Below are 17,044 nucleotides of genomic sequence, written 5' to 3'. Positions count from 1 at the left end.
ATGGCGTAAACTAATTTCAAGCGCAATTCTTTGTGGAATCGTGACTTCCTTTCTCATCATTTGGCATGTTAGCTGCTGTTTTAGAATGGCCTTTGACGGACGCGTTGATTTCATATTCATCGGTGTCGAGTATGTCATATACCAGCTTTGAGCGCAGATACATTGCAGCAAAACCCGCGACAATGGCTAGCCATAAGCCAACGAGCGCGAAACTATAAAGCAACAATACGCCATAGAGGCCAAACATTCCTGCGACTGTCTCACCACGGAAGGTTTCGGGTTGGTGCATATGCATTAAAATGAAAAATCCTAAATCGTAAACCGGTAAAGCGGCGAGGGTCATGATAAAACCCCATTGAAAAGAGCGGCTTGCATGTTGACGTTCGACATGAATGATTTTTTCACCAAACAGTGCGCCAAAACTTGCGGCAGTAACGGTGGCAAGAATAACTGCCCAAAACATCGGGATCATCTCTTCAACACCCAGCAGATATAGGGACGTGTCGATAACGATTGTAGCAACAACGGCTAATAGCCCAAAATAAATGGCACATATCAGGCGAGCATTGCTAATTTGCATCGCTAAATCTTCCTTACTCATAATATGACCTGCTTGGTTGGATGGATTCTACTTTGAGTATAGCGCATCACAAGCATCTCAAACGGAATCGGCTATACATCAGAATAATAACTTCGATTCAGCAACCCATCATCTGCCCTTTGGACATCTTCTCCCCATATCTGGGGAGAAGGGAACAGGAAGCAAGTGATTTAGAAGTCCTGCAAAAGCTGGATTTGCTCAATAGCAAAACGATGTCTAAACTTATAGAGAACGCTCCAAAAAGCGTCGATGTTTTGCTGTTCGTGAAACGATAGGGACATTGCCAAAATAAAAATGGATAAACGATATGGATATAACGCCCTTTTTTCGTTTGATGGTTGATAAAAACGCCTCTGATTTATTTTTTTCAGTGGGTGCGCCGCCTAGTATCAAAATTGAGGGACAAATCGCACCGGTTGGCAAAACTCCGATGAAACCACAACAAATGTCGGAGTTGGTTGAGTCTCTTTTGACCGATGATCAAAAAGTGGAGTTTGAACGAAATTTAGAATTGAATATGGCACTATCACTCGCCAATATTGGCCGATTTCGTATCAATGTTTTTCGTCAGCGAGGTGAAAAAGCCATTGTAATTCGATACATTCGCGAAGAGATTTTGTCACTAGAAAAGCTGAAATTACCTAAAATTCTTGAATCAATTATCATGGAAATGCGTGGATTGGTATTAGTAGTTGGTTCAACCAGCTCTGGTAAATCAACAACGCTTGCCTCGATGATCAATTTTCGAAACGAAAACCATCGCAGCCATATTTTAACCATCGAAGATCCCATAGAATACTTACACCACCATAAAAAATCGATTGTGGATCAACGTGAAGTAGGATTAGACACACTCTCCTTTGCCAACGCGCTAAAAAATGCGATGCGCGAGGCCCCTGATGTCATTTTAATTGGGGAAATTCGCGATAGAGATACAATGAAACATGCTATTGCTTATGCGGAGACAGGCCATTTATGTTTATCGACATTGCATGCCAACAATGCAAACCAAGCCATGGAGCGCGTCATTAATTTCTTCCCCTCTGATGCAAAGCAGCATTTATTACTGGATTTATCCCTCAACTTAAAAGCAGTCATTTCCTTGCGCTTAATACCTGGCCTTAAAGATCAACGGGTGCCAGCCGTCGAAATTTTGTTAAACTCACCCTATATTGCGGATTTAATAGAAAAGGGAAAAGTTGATGAAATCAAAGAGGTCATGGAGCGAAGTCGTGAGTTGGGCATGCAAACTTTTGACCAAGCATTGCTAGATTTGTATTTCGCCGGAGAAATCTCAGAAGAAAATGCGATTCGTTTTGCCGATTCGAAAAATAATGTCGGCTTAAAAATTCGTTTATCCGAAAAAGGCAAAAACCTGGATGGGGATAGCAAGCTGAAGATTGAAGAAGAGGATGAGCAATAAATCTATAGCATGCGTTCAAAATCTTCTTTAGAAACTGCTTCAGAGAAAAAATAGCCTTTGCCACGGGTGCACCCCATGGATGTCAGTTTTTCAACAATATTCTTTGATTCAACCCCTTCGGCACTGACTCGTATTGAAAAAATGTCTGCCAGAGCAACAATGGCTTTGACCATTCTCATTTTGGCAGTATCGCTTTCCATATTCATGACGAAATATTTATCAATTTTTAGCTCGTTAATTGGGAGATTATTTAGGTAAACGAATGATGAGTAGCCGCTACAAAAGTCATCGACAGCAATACCAACGCCCATGGTGGCAAGAGGCGTTAACGTTTTTAGCGTTCTTGCGAAATCAGCGACAATGGCTTTTTCACTGAAATCAAGATGTAGATAGTGGGGGTCGATATTATATTGCTTGATTAACGTGGCAATATAGTTAACGATACGGGTATCCTGGATATCATCAATCGATAAATTGACGGTAATAAAAATACGATGTCCTGCTTGGTGGCATGTGGCGATTTGTTGGATGGCCACATCTAACACATAATAACTATATTGTTGGATGAGCGATGTGCCTTCTAGCATATTAATAAACTGGCTAGCATCCAAAATGCCAAATTCAGTATTGGTAATTCGGACTAATGCTTCAGCACCTATAATTTCTAAGGTATTAAAATCATAGGTGGGTTGGAAATAGATTTGTATATCTCGGTTTTCAATGGCATTTTTTACTTCATTTAAAATTAACGGTTGCGCTTGATATGCTTCTGTTGATTGTGGATCATAAAGCGCATACTGCTCATGTCGATTAATTGCTTGAGAAATGGCAATTAAGCCATGGCTGATGAGAGAGGTTGGCTCTTTACTAATATTGGGATAAATCGTTGCCCCGATAATTGGGTTATATTTAATGATTTGTTCATCGTCTTTTTCATTCAAAGAAAACAAAGTGCTCAGCTTCTTCAAAACCTCTTCATGGGGGGCGAAATTATTATATCGAGGAATAACTATCGCAAAATCATTGCTGTAAAGCCTTGCAATGAAGGGGAGCTCGGAAGATAGCGCGGCCACGGTTGGTTGTTGGACAGCTTTGGTTAGGTGATCGGAAAATATCCTTAAACTATTAGCCACATCCGAACCGGATTTATGAAATTGGATAAATTGTAAATTACTAACGGCTACCACTAAAAATAAAATTGAATCGTCTTCATCACAAGCGGCGGCGGCTTTTTCACAATACTGGAGGAGATAGTCCTGGTTCGGTAGGCCTGTTATTTTGTCAAACATGGACGACATTTTAAGTTTATTTTCTAGCTCTTTGGTGAATTGTTCGAACTTGTTCGTACTGGTTTCGATAATCGAATCAGCTTCCCACACCAAGCTATAAAAGAAACGTTGACCCCAGTATGTGAACATAAAAGGGGTGATGTCGAGAAACCATAAGGCTGGATTTGTTTTATGTGCAAGGATGATCCCCTCTAACGTGATATGTCCTGTGAGTTGCCAAGACACAATCAGGGATGCGATTAATATAGAAATCAATGATAAGATCAATCCAAGTAGGGTGTATTTATTGACCCGGGCGCGTAACAGTTGGTACCGAATAAGATTTGATTGATGCTTGTAGTTTTCATCCATGGTTATTTCATTTTTAGCGAGCTTCACTATTAATTATTGGCAAGAATGTATAGAAAAGCAAATTAAAATTTTCAATCACTTGCAGTCACGCTTTAAGGATAAAAAACTATCGATTTTTCCATGTAGATGAGTTAGAGTATTGCATATATTTATTCTTAGGACGATTTACCATGCTTAGAAAACTAAGGGGTGCTTTCTCCAACGACCTTTCGATTGATTTAGGAACAGCGAATACGTTGATTTATGTTCGGGATAAGGGCATAGTCTTGAATGAACCCTCTGTCGTGGCTCTTCGCAATGAGTCAGGCCAAAAGAGGGTGGCGGCTGTTGGGTTGGAAGCAAAGCGAATGTTAGGCCGGACCCCTGGAAATATCAATGCAATTCGCCCCATGAAAGATGGCGTGATTGCCGATTTTCATGTCACTGAAAAAATGTTGCAACATTTCATCCACAAAGTGCATGAGAATCGATTCTTACGACCGTCACCAAGAGTATTAGTATGCGTCCCTTGCGGGTCAACGCAAGTGGAGCGGCGGGCGATTAGAGAATCTGCGATGGGTGCAGGCGCACGCGAAGTCTTTTTGATTGAGGAGCCCATGGCAGCCGCTTTAGGTTCTGGCATGCCAGTCGAAGAGGCAAGCGGTTCAATGGTGGTTGATATTGGTGGTGGAACCACGGAAGTCGCTATTATCTCCTTAAGTGGTATTGTTTATCATCAATCCGTTCGTATTGGTGGTGACAAATTCGATGATGCAATTGCAGCGTATGTTCGTCGAAATTATGGAACCTTAATCGGTGAAACAACTGCAGAGCGAATCAAACATGAAGTTGGATCGGCCTTCCCAACGAGAGATTTGTATGAAATTGAAGTGCGTGGTCGCAATTTGGCAGAAGGCGTTCCTCGCTCATTTAACCTAACCAGTGCAGAGATTCTTGAAGCATTACAGGAGCCTTTGTCTGGCATTGTTGCAGCGGTACGTGCCGCATTAGAATTAGCCCCTCCTGAATTAGCCGCTGATATAGCGGAGCGGGGGATGGTTTTAACCGGTGGTGGAGCCTTATTAAAAAATATGGACACCTTGCTAATGGAAGAGACTGGCCTGCCAGTACTGATTGCTGAAGATCCACTGACTTGTGTTGCACGTGGTGGTGGTAAAGCATTAGAAACCATGGACTTGCGTGGCGGTGATTTCCTCTCAACTGAATAAACATCAACGGCGACTTTTTGTTGCTGATAAGCAAACTTTGCCAGCATTAATTTTTTCGATTATGCTGGCGATTTCTACCATGGTGATGGATTATCGATACCATTATCTCGATAGCATTCGCTATTATGCGTCCTACCTTGTGTATCCTTTGCAAAAATTGGTTGATTACCCTTTTAGCGTTGCTGAATGGGTGCAAGCATTAGTGACAGCAAAAACCGATTTAATCCAAGAAAATATGCGCTTGCGCTATCAGCAGACCTTACTCGATGCAAAGCTTCAAAAAATGATGGCCCTTCAAGAAGAAAATCAACAGTTAAAAGCCTTGCTAGCGAGTGCTCACCAAAATGAAGGATTGGCAGTCGCTGCCAGCATCATGGCCGTGTATACCAATACCACGCGTCAAATATTTATCACCAATAAGGGCAAACGAGATGGTATTGCCGTTGGCTGGCCTGTGATTGATGCCAAGGGCGTGGTTGGGCAGGTTATTGATGTGGGCTATGCAACCAGTACCGTTTTAATGATTTCGGATGCTAAATCTGCTATTTCTGTCGTTAATAATAAAACAGGCCAACGGGCGATATTGGTGGGAAAAAATGATATCAGCCAGCTGTTATTATTAAACCTTCCACAAACAGCTGCGATTTCGCCAGGGGATCTTCTTGTTACGTCCGGATTAGGAGGGCGGTATCCTTCGGGATTGCCAGTTGGGAAGGTCGAGCAAGTTGTCGAGATGCCGGGTGAAGGGTTTTATCAAGTGAGTGTGAAACCGATGGCGAATCTAAACCGTGATCGTTTAGTTTTAATTATCTCTCCCAGTGAAGAGCAAGAATTGATAAATGAACAAATTAAGAATCGTCTTGACCGATCAAAAAGACAGGAGGATCAATGAGTTTTGTTCAGCGTATTGCCCTAGCGTTGCTATTTGCAGTGACAATCTCTATTTTTCCGTTACCTGAAATTATTGCACCGCTTCGACCACAATTTGTTTTGCTAATCTTTCTATACCTGCAGCTGTTTGCAAATGCTTATTTATATGTGTCCCTGCTATTGTTTGTTTGTTTATTACTGGATGTGATGCACGCCAATGTGCTTGGCCAAAATGCATTACCCGTGTTAATCACTTGTCTGGTGATGTTTAAGCGTTCAATGCGATTTCAATTTTTTCCCGAGCCCCAACAGTTTTTGATCATCTTTTTCTTAGTGTTACTGAATAACTCGCTATTCGCTCTAATCGGTTGGTTGTTTAGTAATACCATTGCTTGGACACCCCTGTTCTTAGGGGCGTTAAGTTCCGCTGCTTGCTGGCCTTTAGTGCATTTGTATTTTGGTCCGAAAAGAATAATGGCTTAAAATCAATCACTTATTTTTCGCCATTCCCCAGGTTGAAGCGTTCCTAGTTTATAATCGCCTATTTGATATCTTACTAACCGTAGGGTCGGAAAACCAATGGCTGCTGTCATATGTCGAATTTGGTGGTTTTTTCCTTCTTGTATGCGGATATCAATCCAGCTTGTTGGAATGGTTTTTCTCTCGCGAATGGGTGGGTTTCTTGGCCAAAGTGGTGGCGGTGAAATGGGCTGACACTGCGCGGGTAAAAAGGGGGCTAAGCCGTGGATTAAAGGGTCTAATTGTTCGCTGCTAATTTCTCCCTCAACCTGCACCCAATAGCGTTTGAATTTGCCAAATTTTGGGTGTGAAAGTTGATTCTGAAGTCGTCCATCATTAGTGAGTAACAATAATCCTTCACTCTTTTTATCGAGGCGACCCGCTGGATAAAACCCGGGTTGATTTTGAATAAGCTGCGCTAACGTCTTATCAGATGGTTCACCACTAAATTGGCTAAGAAAGCCAAAGGGCTTGTTAAGTAAAATAATATCCGCCATGGAGGATGCTAATGTATGAATAACAGTGATAGTATTATACGACAAAAAAGGAGAGAAAGCCCCGTTCTACGACCAATGCAAGAAATATATAGACTTATTCGTGAACGTTTGCGTTTTTCGTCTGCGTTACCGAAGCAATTGCCTACGATAAGATTAATGGTTAAAAATCAGATAAAAAAATATTTACTGCTCCAATCTTAAAATAACAATTCAGAATACATTCAATTATTACTATATTAATCAAAATTTATTGCTGGAGCTAAGGTTTTTCGGTAATGCAGACGAAAAACGCAAACGTTCACGTCAAATAAATCGGGTATACACATTGATTGATGCAATATAGGCTAGCTCATGGTATATTGACCCGATCAAATTTTTTAGTGCGGAGAGTTCTATGTCTTACGATAAAATCACCATCCCGGCGACAGGGCAAGCTATCAAAGTGAATGCAGACTTATCTTTGTCTGTTCCTGACCAGCCAATCATACCTTATATCGAAGGGGATGGTATCGGTGTTGATGTGACCCCGGTTATGAAAAAAGTAGTCGACGCCGCTGTTGCAAAAGCATATGGCGGAAAGCGGAAGATCGCTTGGATGGAAATTTATGCCGGCGAAAAAGCAACGACTGTTTATGGCGACGATCAATGGTTACCGGATGAAACACTCGATGCTATTCGGGAATACGCTGTTGCCATTAAAGGGCCCTTAACTACGCCAGTTGGTGGCGGTATTCGTTCGTTGAATGTGGCCATTCGACAAAAATTGGATTTATATACCTGCTTGCGCCCGGTGCGTTATTTTCAAGGGGTTCCTAGCCCTGTGAAGGCGCCCGAAAAAACAGACATGGTTATCTTCCGTGAAAATTCAGAAGATATATACGCTGGTATTGAATGGAAAGCCGGCACGCCGGAAGCTGATAAATTAATTCGCTATCTAACGGGTGAGATGGGCGTCACCAATATCCGATTCCCACAAAACTGTGGTATCGGCATTAAGCCAGTTTCGAAACAAGGAACCACTCGCTTAGTGAGAGCTGCTATTCAATATGCTATCGATAATGATCGGGACTCAGTCACCTTAGTTCATAAAGGTAATATTATGAAATATACCGAAGGTGCCTTTAAAGACTGGGGTTATCAGCTTGCCGCTGAAGAGTTTGGGGCGACGTTATTTGAAGGCGGTCCGTGGATGGCTTTTGATAATCCAAAAACAGGTAAGCAGATTATCATTAAAGATGTCATCGCCGATGCATTTTTACAACAAATCTTGTTACGTCCGGAAGATTATTCTGTCATTGCAACGCTCAATCTAAATGGGGATTATATTTCAGACGCATTGGCTGCTCAGGTCGGTGGCATTGGTATAGCCCCCGGCGCTAACATCGGCGATAATGAGGCTGTCTTTGAAGCAACTCACGGGACAGCGCCTAAGTATGCTGGCCAAAACAAGGTAAACCCTGGCTCATTAATTCTTTCTGCTGAAATGATGTTGCGCCATTTAGGGTGGTTAGAAGCTGCTGATCTCATCATCCATGGCATGGATGGAGCAATTGCTAGCCGTAAAGTGACCTATGATTTTGAGCGATTGATGGATAATGCAACCTGTGTCAGTGCTTCTGAGTTTGGTGATGTCCTCATTGAAAACATGAAGTAGTTGGCCGATATCGACTCTATTGGCTGCTTTTATAAGCAGCCAATCGTTCCAGAGCGCAGATAATGGACAACTTGATTCACGTATAGCCCTGGATGGATTAAGTGGTTAAAAACTAAGTTAGGATAGAAATTGTCGTGGTGAATGAAATCTGCTCTTACTAAATAAGAAGAAGGCAGCTTTGTGGTTGAGTGTTAACCAGCATGATATCATGCTTAACACACATTGAATTAATGAAATTTTTACATAGATTTTACTGGCTAAATTGCTCCGATACGTCTATAAAATTATATAAGAGGTGTCAAAAATGAGTGGTCAATTTTTAGCAGAAATTGTTGGGCACGTTGAAACAGAAAAACAGACCGAAACTGAAGTCAAACAGCCCAGAAAATATAAGGTCATTCTGTTAAATGATGACTACACACCGATGGATTTTGTTGTGAGGGTGTTGCAACATTTTTTCCTGCACACGGAAGAAAAGGCAACGCAAATAATGCTGCAAATTCATCTCGTTGGACGATCGATTTGCGGTGTGTATACAAGGGATATAGCTGAAACAAAGGTTGCTCAGGTAACAGATTTTGCCAGACAAAACGACCATCCGCTTTTATGCACTATGGAACCTGAATAGTTAATTGGCTGGAAAGGAGCAAATATCATGTTAAATAAAGAACTAGAATTTACCCTTAATCTAGCCTTTAAGGATGCCAAAGAGAAACGTCATGAATTTATGACGGTAGAACACTTATTGTTATCATTGCTTGATAATCCAGCTGCTGGTAATGTCTTACAAGCGTGTGATGCGGATATCGATAAATTACGTCGTGATTTGACTGAGTTTATCGACGAAACAACCCCCAAAATCCCAGCAGATGAGCGTGAACGCGAAACACAGCCGACGCTTGGTTTTCAGCGGGTACTGCAACGAGCAGTCTTTCATGTGCAATCAGCAGGTAAAACGGAAGTAACGGGTGCGAATGTCTTAGCGGCTATCTTTAGTGAACAAGAAAGTCAGGCCGTATATTTTCTACGTCGTGAAAACATCACACGCTTAGATGTCATCAATTATATATCGCACGGCATTTCAAAATATCAAAAAGATAACCTACATGATAATCATTCATCCATGGATGATGAGATGATGGAACCCGAAGGAGGCGAGTCCCCCTTAGAAAGTTATTGCACTAATCTGAATCGACGTGCAAAACAAGGTCGCATTGATCCGCTTATTGGTCGAGATGAAGAAATCCAACGAACCGTTCAAGTGCTCTGTCGACGACGAAAAAATAACCCTTTATTAGTGGGTGAAGCGGGTGTTGGTAAAACAGCTATCGCAGAGGGTTTGGCTAGAAAAATTGTCACCGATGAAGTTCCGGAGGCAATTGCTAACTGTGTTGTCTACGCGCTAGACTTGGGCGCGTTGCTTGCCGGAACCAAATATCGTGGTGATTTTGAAAAACGATTGAAAGCAGTGCTGAAGCAACTAAGCCAACAAAAAGGCGCAGTCTTATTCATTGATGAAATTCATACGATTATCGGAGCGGGTGCTGCTTCCGGCGGGGTAATGGATGCGTCAAACTTAATTAAACCATTGCTTGCCAATGGCGATTTAAAATGCATTGGCTCGACCACCTATCAGGAATACCGAGGCATCTTTGAAAAAGACCGTGCCTTGGCTCGACGATTCCAAAAAATAGATATTGAGGAACCCTCCATTGATGAAACATTTGAGATTTTGAAGGGTTTGAAAAGCCGTCTAGAAGAACATCATAATGTGAAATTTTCCATTCCTGCTCTTCGCTCAGCCGCCGAACTATCCGCAAAATATATCAATGATCGATTTTTGCCGGATAAAGCGATAGACGTTGTCGATGAAGCGGGGGCTTATCAAAATCTATTGACTGCAAGTAAACGAAAGAAAATCATTTCCGTGAATGAGATAGAAAGCGTCGTGGCTAAAATTGCCCGTATCCCCGTCAAAAAAGTCACAGCGACCGACAAAGATGTTCTTAAGAATCTTGAGAGAGACCTCAAGTTACTTGTGTATGGACAAGACAATGCCATTGCTGCGTTATCATCAGCTATTAAACTAGCACGTTCGGGTTTAAGAGAGCCGCAAAAACCCGTTGGCTGTTTCTTATTTGCGGGTCCTACGGGGGTTGGTAAAACGGAAGTTACAAAACAGCTGGCTAATTTGCTTGGTATCGAGTTGATTCGCTTTGATATGTCGGAGTACATGGAAAAGCATACCGTATCCCGTTTAATTGGTGCACCTCCCGGGTATGTTGGCTTTGATCAAGGTGGTTTATTGACTGAAGCAGTGACCAAACATCCCCATGCGGTATTGCTGCTTGATGAAATCGAAAAAGCTCACCCGGATGTCTTTAATTTACTCTTGCAGATTATGGATCACGGAACATTGACTGATACCAATGGCCGCCATGCTGACTTCCGCCATATTGTTTTAGTGATGACTAGTAATGCAGGTGCGTTTGAGATTGGACGCAATGTGATTGGTTTTTCTGATCAGGATACGAAAGGCGATGGCATGGAAGTGATTAAACGCTCATTCACGCCTGAATTTCGAAATCGTTTAGATGCCATTATTAATTTTGAACAGCTGGATAAACAAACGATTGGCTTAGTGGTGGATAAATTCCTAGTTGAATTAGAAGAACAATTAAATGCCAAACGTGTTAGTTTATCTGTCGATGATGAAGCACGAGAATGGTTGGCAAATCATGGTTATGATAAAACCATGGGTGCTCGCCCAATGGCTCGCTTAATTCAAGAGCAAGTGAAAAAACCGTTGGCTGATGAGTTGTTGTTTGGCCGGTTAGTCAATGGTGGATATGTTTCCTTGAAAGTCAAAGATCAAGAGTTATTTTTTGACTGCCACGACCATAAAGAAGGTGTTTATTAATCGTAATGGGAGCTTTCGAGCTTCCAATGTTGCTCCCTAATCATGAATCTTTACCATTAAACACACCACACCCAATTCGTTTCCCGCCACCACCTAAAGGTGGTTCGTCCGAGTAATTATCGCCGCCTTGATGAATCATGAGTGAAATGTCATGCAGGTCATCCATGCTTAAACGCGGAGCTAACGTTGGTATGTTTGCTTCCCCATTTTCATTGACATATAACACCGGTAAATCCCCTAAATGGCCCTTATCGTAGGGACCAAGGTGCGTATTGGTTTGATTCGGATCATAATGTGACCCTGCATCCATCCCGTCCTTACCACAGTTGGGCTTTTCATGAAGATGAAACCCATGAAGTCCTGGGGGTAACCCTTTTAAATTGGGATAAATCAAAACGCCAAAAGGACTATTTTTAAAAGTCACCGTCCCAAGGGATTGTTGGGCATCTGTTGCAGAATAAATGGTAATGGTTTTTGTGGATGCAAAAAGTGGTTGCATACATAAGCCAGCGAGCATAATTCCAATTAATGCCTGTTTAAACATAATGATATCCTCTTTTATAACTCTTGTTTGATTATATACCCGTGATCATTCAAAAAGCGAGTTTTCTGCTTTTTCTTTTTCGCCCTGCTAAACGTTTAAAAACACACAAGGGAATGAGCCATTGTGGGATTTTTAACGTTTTGTAGGATCAAAAAATACAGGCTTATAAATCCTCGCATTTTGAATGATCACGGGTATATATATAAAAATAGCCATTGCAGATACCATTGAGAATATATCTGTCAATGGCTAAAGATTAGCGCTTGTTGATAATGTCTAAATTAGAAACAACGATATCAGATGAGACCTGTCCAACGGCTGTTAGCGATTGTTGAAGGTCCCCTGAGCTATTCACAAACAGCATCGTTGGGATTCCTAGAATGCCAAAACGCTTTCTCAGTTCTTTGACCTCAGGTGTGTTGTTACTGATATCAACACGTAAGTTCAAGCTGTTTGCCATGGCTTTCTGAACCCGGTTTAGACTAAACACGTTTTTGTCCATCGCTTGGCAATCACTGCACCAACCCGCAAAAAACTCGATAAATACCGGCTGACCAGCCAGTTTTGCTGTCTGTAAATAGCGATCCAGATCTTGTTCTTTTTTGACAGGAATGAAGGGTGCTGCTGCTTGGCTGGTTTGTTGTAGGCTTATCGGTTGTATTAGTTGGAAGGCAAGAATGCCTGACAACATCAATAAGAACACGCTAACAACCTGCCCGGCACGCTCAACCGCATGGGTTGCCTGACGGAAGATACCTAACGTTAATCCAGCAATCAGGGCTAATGAGGCATACAGCATATAGGTCAGGGTGGCGGGTAAAATGCGTGAGCTTAACCAAATAGCCAATGCAAACATCATATAGGCAAATAGCTTTTTAATCATCAGCATCCAACCACCTGCTTTGGGGAGGAATTTTCCATAACCACACCCTACTAATAGCAGGGGTGTACCCATTCCTAACGCTAGTATAAACAAAAACAAGCCACCTTGAGCCACTTGGCCACTTTGACCAATGTAAGTCAAAATGCCAATCAGCGGGCCGGTGACGCAAGGCGAAACAACTAAGGTTGAAATGACCCCCATCATGGCAACGGAAAAGAGGCTCTTCGGTTTCTGATTTTGAGTTTTACGGCGATTTGCTCCGCTAAACCCTGGAATCGGCAAGCTAACCCAATCGAGTAAGTTGAAGCCTAAAAATAGGAACATCAAGCTAAACGTGATGATTACCCAAGGCGTTTGCATTAAGGTCTGAACCGTTGATCCCATCCAGCCTGCCAACATGCCTGCGATAGCATAGGTGATAGCCATCCCAGCGACATAGGCTAATGATAACTGGAAGCCCTGTTTTGCACTCTTCGCATTTTGGCCCACGATAATGCCGGATAAAATGGGTACCATGGGTAAAACACAAGGGGTGAAGGCTAATAAAATACCTAAGCCGTAAAAGGCAAGAAATAATAGCCAATGATTTTGTTGGCTAATATAGGTGGCTAGCGCTGCTGGATTGCTCCAACCGATTTCTGCCGCCCATAATGACATCGGAGACATCATCGCCATCAAAAATAATAATCGTTTCATCGTTTTTCCTTATTATAAAAGTGAAATGAATCTAACATCCAATTTAAATATATCGAAATAACATAGGTTGCTCAGGGGACCCCCTGAAAGGCTAAACGATGGGGGGACGAAATAAAGCGGAGGGATGAATTTGATAAGGTTTAATCCAATTTGAAAGGCGCAAAATACCGATCACGAATAAACAGATACCGCCAAGCAAAATAAATGAGTTTCCTTGAAGCATGCTAGCCATGTATGTCATGCATCGCGCTGATAAAGTTGAGGTTTGGTTGCTGCTTTGCTGAGCTTCGGAAATTGAATAAACATGGCCCACATTTGTGTTAGAGGCGCTCATGCTAAATTGCCAGCTTGAGATAAAAAAGCTGGTTAAAAGGCAGGCTAATATGAACGGGACGAGTTTTTTCATACTAGATAAAATAACAAAATTAGGGGCTTTTGTAAATTATACCCGTGATCATTCAACTACCCCAGTCAAAAAACCGCAACGTGGTGACATGAGGATGGCAACATATGGCAGCGGCAGTGCCGATAAAGGGTGTGAAGCGGTAAATTTTTCGAGGTTTGTTATCAACAGCATCGATAAACACCTCCCCAGGGCTTGAAAAAAGAGGAAGGGTTAGTTCTTTTAAGGGGTATTTCATGCCAAGACCAATGCATTTGATGACCGCTTCTTTTTGGCTCCAAAGGGAAAAAAATGCCAACGGCAGAAGATAATCAGGGATGTTTTGTAATTGCTGTTGTTCGGTCTTTGAGAATACATGGCGGCCAATGCCTAAGTAGTGACGTGCTGAAAATTGCTCAACATCAATCCCTAACGGCATGCTTAACCCAATACCAAGACAGGCATAATCACCCGTGTGGCTCAGATTGAACGTTAATGGCAGGGGCGATACCACCGTTGGTTTACCATTAGGCTCATATTGGAATGTGATAGCTTCGGGCTTAATCGTAAGATAATGGCTCAAAATGTGACGCAAAGTTGCTCTGGCGACTTGGAATCGGCGTTGATGCTTGGGAAAGTGAAATCGTTTAGCACGCTCGATTTCATGCTTGCTAAGGCAGCTTGATAGGGATGTGGGATCCTGATATAAACGAAATCGCCAAATATCGATCTGTGCTGTAGCAAGTTGCCAATCTGCTTGACTATCAGAAACAAAGGGGAACATATCGATTAATACTAGCATCTATTCAGCTAAGGAGTTATCATAAACGATTATTGGTAATTGAAGCAATAAGGCCATGACTGGACAATTTCTAGATTTTGAACAACCGATTGAAGAATTAAATCAAAAAATCGAAGCACTGCGTATGGTTAGCAGTGATAGCGAAATAAGCTTGAGTGAAGAAATTCACCGCCTTGAAGCCAAGGCAGAAGAGCTGACTGCTAATATTTTCTCAAATTTGGAACCTTGGCAGATTACTCAGATGGCGCGCCATCCAATGCGTCCACAAACAACGGATTACATCGAACATCTATTTACAGATTTCCAAGAATTACATGGCGATAGACATGCTTCAGCTGCACCTGCCATTATCGGTGGGGTAGCTCGATTCCATGATGAACCGGTCGTCGTACTCGGTCACCAAAAGGGTAAGAAAACAAAAGAGAAAGTGTATCGCAATTTTGGCATGGCAAGGCCTGAGGAGTACCGCAAAGCGCTAAGGCTAATGAAACTAGCTGAAAAATTCCATATGCCGGTCTTTACATTTATTGATACAGCTGGTGCCTACCCCGGCATTGGGGCAGAAGAACGCAATCAATCAGAAGCGATTGCTCGCAATCTTTATGAGATGGCACAACTTAAAACCCCGATTATTTGCACAGTAACAGGCGAAGCAGGCTCTGGGGGCGCTTTGGCTATTGGGGTAGGAGATCGGGTATTAATGCTTCAGTACAGCATTTATTCAGTGATATCCCCTGAAGGATGTGCTTCCATTTTATGGAAAGATCCAGCCAAAGCCCCTGATGCGGCTAAAGCAATGGGCATAACTGCGCAAAATATTTTTAACCATAAGCTGGTGGATGGCATTATCCAAGAACCTTTAGGGGGAGCTCATCGTCATTTTGGTCAAATGGTGGCGCGATTGAATAAAGCACTGGTTGAGCATCTAAGTGAACTCAAACAGCTTAAAATCCCTGAGTTGTTAGATGGACGCTACCAAAAGTTAATGGCCATGGGTGCCTGTGACTAAAATATTAACCAATGACTGGACTGAATGGCTAACGTTATATCAACATCTCTTGGTTGGATTTAGCGGCGGGTTAGATTCCACTGTCCTATTGCATGCCTTAAATTCAGTACCTGAACTGTCTTGCAAGTTAATAGCGGTGCATGTGAACCATCAGCTACAACCCTTCGCTGATGATTGGCAACATCAGTGTTTCCAACTTTGCCAACAATGGCATATTCGCTTTATTGCCCACAAAGTAGCGATCCCTCATCAAAGCAATATTGAAGCTTGCGCACGAGAAGCGAGGTATGGCGTATTTGAACGCCTAATTGGCTCGGAGGATGCATTATTGACGGCGCATCATGCCGATGACCAAGTGGAAACATTCTTTCTTAATTTATTTCGAGGGGCAGGGATAGCCGGTATGGCTTGTATGCCAGAACGGCAGCGATTCGCCAAAGGGATGATGTTAAGACCTTTATTAAACCACCCAAAAAAGACCCTGGAAGCTTATGCAAGGCACCATCAATTGCAGTGGATTGAAGACCCAAGTAATGACGATAGCCGGTATCGTAGAAATTGGCTTCGCCAGGAATGGTTGCCACAGCTTGAGCCTCATTGGCCGCAGGCACCCACGAATATTTTAAGAAGCATCGGCCTATTACAGAAGAGCTATCAATCCGAGCAGTCCAATGCATTAAACTTGTTAGAGAAGTGCCTTGAGGCAGCCAACCGGCTGGCAATTAAACCGTTGTTGCAATTATCAGAGACTGAACAAAAAAATGTGCTTCGTCTTTGGTTGAAGCAACACCATATTAAGATGCCGACACTATTACAACTCGAGCAATTTTTTCAGTCCATGATTCATGCGAAAAAGGATGCAAATCCATCTTGGCATTTCGGCGATTTCGTTGCACGTCGTTATGATGGCGCCCTGTATTTGCTCCATCAATCCCAGCTGCAATTTCCTACCAAAACTGTGCCTTGGCAACGTTTTCCAGAACCCTTGGTGTTGCCTGAGCGATGTCAACAGCTCCATGCAACACTGTTAAGTGAATTACCCAGCTTTCGCCAAGCAGAAATTCGATTCCGCCAAGGAGGGGAACGCCTATACTGGCGAGGGAAGACCCGGGTGTTAAAAAAATTACTTCAAGACTGGAGTATTCCACCCTGGCAGCGCGATAGCTTGCCACTCTTATTCATTGATGGCGAGTTAGTTGCTGTTGCTGACCGGGCTGTTTGTGATCAATGGCAGTCAGTGATGTTACCGCTCGCGATTGTCTAGGGCGTGTCCTCATATACCCAAGATACTTCAATGCTATGGTAGCGCAAATAATTCCATCATCGCGTGTTAAATAAGCGTTAAAAACAACAAGAATGATTTATAAATGTGCTATAAATATAATAATCTATCTTT

16 protein-coding genes are annotated in these 17,044 nt (G+C 42.5%); 9 read left to right on the top strand and 7 right to left on the bottom strand.

Annotation, left to right across the window (positions count from 1 at the left end; genetic code table 11):
- Positions 1–16: 16 nt before the first annotated feature.
- The gene (locus AB3348_RS05660; RefSeq protein ID WP_367606608.1) at positions 17–601 is read right to left on the bottom strand and encodes a hypothetical protein; all 585 of its coding nucleotides are present in this window, start codon (positions 599–601) and stop codon (positions 17–19) included.
- Positions 602–908: 307 nt separating this feature from the next.
- On the opposite strand from AB3348_RS05660, the gene AB3348_RS05655 reads away from it, so the two are divergent.
- Positions 909–2,024: a PilT/PilU family type 4a pilus ATPase gene (locus tag AB3348_RS05655; RefSeq protein ID WP_367606607.1), complete on the top strand. Its 1,116-nt coding sequence runs from the start codon at positions 909–911 to the stop codon at positions 2,022–2,024.
- Between the two features lie 2 nt (positions 2,025–2,026).
- Here the strand turns inward: AB3348_RS05655 and AB3348_RS05650 are convergent, their stop codons facing one another.
- The gene (locus tag AB3348_RS05650; protein WP_367606606.1) at positions 2,027–3,664 is read right to left on the bottom strand and encodes an EAL domain-containing protein; all 1,638 of its coding nucleotides are present in this window, start codon (positions 3,662–3,664) and stop codon (positions 2,027–2,029) included.
- A gap of 170 nt (positions 3,665–3,834) precedes the next feature.
- Here AB3348_RS05650 and AB3348_RS05645 point away from each other — a divergent pair, with 170 nt between their 5' ends.
- From AB3348_RS05645 to mreD, 3 genes are read left to right on the top strand one after another with little or no spacing between them, the layout of a single operon-like run.
- Positions 3,835–4,872 (top strand): rod shape-determining protein, encoded by a 1,038-nt coding sequence (locus AB3348_RS05645; RefSeq protein ID WP_367606605.1) that lies wholly within the window; start codon positions 3,835–3,837, stop codon positions 4,870–4,872.
- Positions 4,844–5,764, top strand: coding sequence for a rod shape-determining protein MreC (gene mreC, locus AB3348_RS05640; protein WP_367606604.1), 921 nt, complete (start codon positions 4,844–4,846; stop codon positions 5,762–5,764). The genes AB3348_RS05645 and mreC overlap by 29 nt, the downstream gene beginning before the upstream one ends.
- Entirely contained in the window at positions 5,761–6,225 is a 465-nt protein-coding gene (gene mreD, locus AB3348_RS05635; protein WP_367606603.1) for a rod shape-determining protein MreD, read from the top strand. The genes mreC and mreD overlap by 4 nt, the downstream gene beginning before the upstream one ends.
- A 2-nt stretch (positions 6,226–6,227) precedes the next feature.
- Here the strand turns inward: mreD and AB3348_RS05630 are convergent, their stop codons facing one another.
- Entirely contained in the window at positions 6,228–6,758 is a 531-nt protein-coding gene (locus AB3348_RS05630; RefSeq protein WP_367606602.1) for a pseudouridine synthase, read from the bottom strand.
- A gap of 394 nt (positions 6,759–7,152) precedes the next feature.
- On the opposite strand from AB3348_RS05630, the gene icd reads away from it, so the two are divergent.
- From icd to clpA, 3 genes are all read left to right on the top strand, one after another.
- Entirely contained in the window at positions 7,153–8,412 is a 1,260-nt protein-coding gene (gene icd / locus AB3348_RS05625; protein WP_367606601.1) for an NADP-dependent isocitrate dehydrogenase, read from the top strand.
- A gap of 304 nt (positions 8,413–8,716) precedes the next feature.
- A complete protein-coding gene (gene clpS, locus AB3348_RS05620) occupies positions 8,717–9,040 on the top strand; it encodes an ATP-dependent Clp protease adapter ClpS (protein ID WP_367606600.1) in 324 nt (107 codons plus the stop codon).
- Positions 9,041–9,067: 27 nt separating this feature from the next.
- Positions 9,068–11,332, top strand: coding sequence for an ATP-dependent Clp protease ATP-binding subunit ClpA (gene clpA / locus AB3348_RS05615; RefSeq protein WP_367606599.1), 2,265 nt, complete (start codon positions 9,068–9,070; stop codon positions 11,330–11,332).
- A gap of 40 nt (positions 11,333–11,372) precedes the next feature.
- Here clpA and AB3348_RS05610 read toward each other — a convergent pair whose 3' ends face one another.
- The 4 genes from AB3348_RS05610 to AB3348_RS05595 form a co-directional block, all read right to left on the bottom strand.
- The gene (locus AB3348_RS05610; RefSeq protein WP_367606598.1) at positions 11,373–11,876 is read right to left on the bottom strand and encodes a superoxide dismutase family protein; all 504 of its coding nucleotides are present in this window, start codon (positions 11,874–11,876) and stop codon (positions 11,373–11,375) included.
- 256 nt (positions 11,877–12,132) lie between these two features.
- Positions 12,133–13,455, bottom strand: a complete 1,323-nt coding sequence (gene dsbD, locus AB3348_RS05605; RefSeq protein WP_367606597.1) for a protein-disulfide reductase DsbD — start codon at positions 13,453–13,455, stop codon at positions 12,133–12,135.
- Positions 13,456–13,546: 91 nt separating this feature from the next.
- Positions 13,547–13,861, bottom strand: coding sequence for a hypothetical protein (locus AB3348_RS05600; RefSeq protein WP_367606596.1), 315 nt, complete (start codon positions 13,859–13,861; stop codon positions 13,547–13,549).
- Positions 13,862–13,913: 52 nt separating this feature from the next.
- Positions 13,914–14,639: a 4'-phosphopantetheinyl transferase superfamily protein gene (locus tag AB3348_RS05595; protein WP_367606595.1), complete on the bottom strand. Its 726-nt coding sequence runs from the start codon at positions 14,637–14,639 to the stop codon at positions 13,914–13,916.
- 55 nt (positions 14,640–14,694) lie between these two features.
- Between AB3348_RS05595 and AB3348_RS05590 the strand changes: the two genes are divergently transcribed.
- A complete protein-coding gene (locus tag AB3348_RS05590) occupies positions 14,695–15,648 on the top strand; it encodes an acetyl-CoA carboxylase carboxyltransferase subunit alpha (RefSeq protein WP_367606594.1) in 954 nt (317 codons plus the stop codon).
- Complete coding sequence (gene tilS / locus AB3348_RS05585; protein WP_367606593.1) at positions 15,641–16,912, top strand: tRNA lysidine(34) synthetase TilS; 1,272 nt, start codon at positions 15,641–15,643, stop codon at positions 16,910–16,912. Before AB3348_RS05590 ends, tilS begins: the two co-directional genes overlap by 8 nt.
- Positions 16,913–17,044: the final 132 nt, after the last annotated feature.

The organism is Legionella sp. W05-934-2 (genome assembly GCF_964199965.1).
Lineage (GTDB): Bacteria > Pseudomonadota > Gammaproteobacteria > Legionellales > Legionellaceae > JAFIFT01.
This window is presented reverse-complemented; position numbering and strand designations above follow the sequence as displayed.

Bases quoted from the DNA above. Each gene is read 5' to 3' on its own strand.
- mreD (WP_367606603.1), top strand. From the start codon at position 5,761: ATGAGTTTTGTTCAGCGTATTGCCCTAGCGTTGCTATTTGCAGTGACA.
- clpA (WP_367606599.1), top strand. From the start codon at position 9,068: ATGTTAAATAAAGAACTAGAATTTACCCTTAATCTAGCCTTTAAGGAT.
- AB3348_RS05610 (WP_367606598.1), bottom strand. From the start codon at position 11,876: ATGTTTAAACAGGCATTAATTGGAATTATGCTCGCTGGCTTATGTATG.
- AB3348_RS05630 (WP_367606602.1), bottom strand. From the start codon at position 6,758: ATGGCGGATATTATTTTACTTAACAAGCCCTTTGGCTTTCTTAGCCAA.
- AB3348_RS05600 (WP_367606596.1), bottom strand. From the start codon at position 13,861: ATGAAAAAACTCGTCCCGTTCATATTAGCCTGCCTTTTAACCAGCTTT.
- AB3348_RS05650 (WP_367606606.1), bottom strand. From the start codon at position 3,664: ATGGATGAAAACTACAAGCATCAATCAAATCTTATTCGGTACCAACTG.
- AB3348_RS05590 (WP_367606594.1), top strand. From the start codon at position 14,695: ATGACTGGACAATTTCTAGATTTTGAACAACCGATTGAAGAATTAAAT.
- AB3348_RS05645 (WP_367606605.1), top strand. From the start codon at position 3,835: ATGCTTAGAAAACTAAGGGGTGCTTTCTCCAACGACCTTTCGATTGAT.
- AB3348_RS05655 (WP_367606607.1), top strand. From the start codon at position 909: ATGGATATAACGCCCTTTTTTCGTTTGATGGTTGATAAAAACGCCTCT.
- AB3348_RS05660 (WP_367606608.1), bottom strand. From the start codon at position 601: ATGAGTAAGGAAGATTTAGCGATGCAAATTAGCAATGCTCGCCTGATA.
- dsbD (WP_367606597.1), bottom strand. From the start codon at position 13,455: ATGAAACGATTATTATTTTTGATGGCGATGATGTCTCCGATGTCATTA.
- clpS (WP_367606600.1), top strand. From the start codon at position 8,717: ATGAGTGGTCAATTTTTAGCAGAAATTGTTGGGCACGTTGAAACAGAA.
- AB3348_RS05595 (WP_367606595.1), bottom strand. From the start codon at position 14,639: ATGCTAGTATTAATCGATATGTTCCCCTTTGTTTCTGATAGTCAAGCA.
- icd (WP_367606601.1), top strand. From the start codon at position 7,153: ATGTCTTACGATAAAATCACCATCCCGGCGACAGGGCAAGCTATCAAA.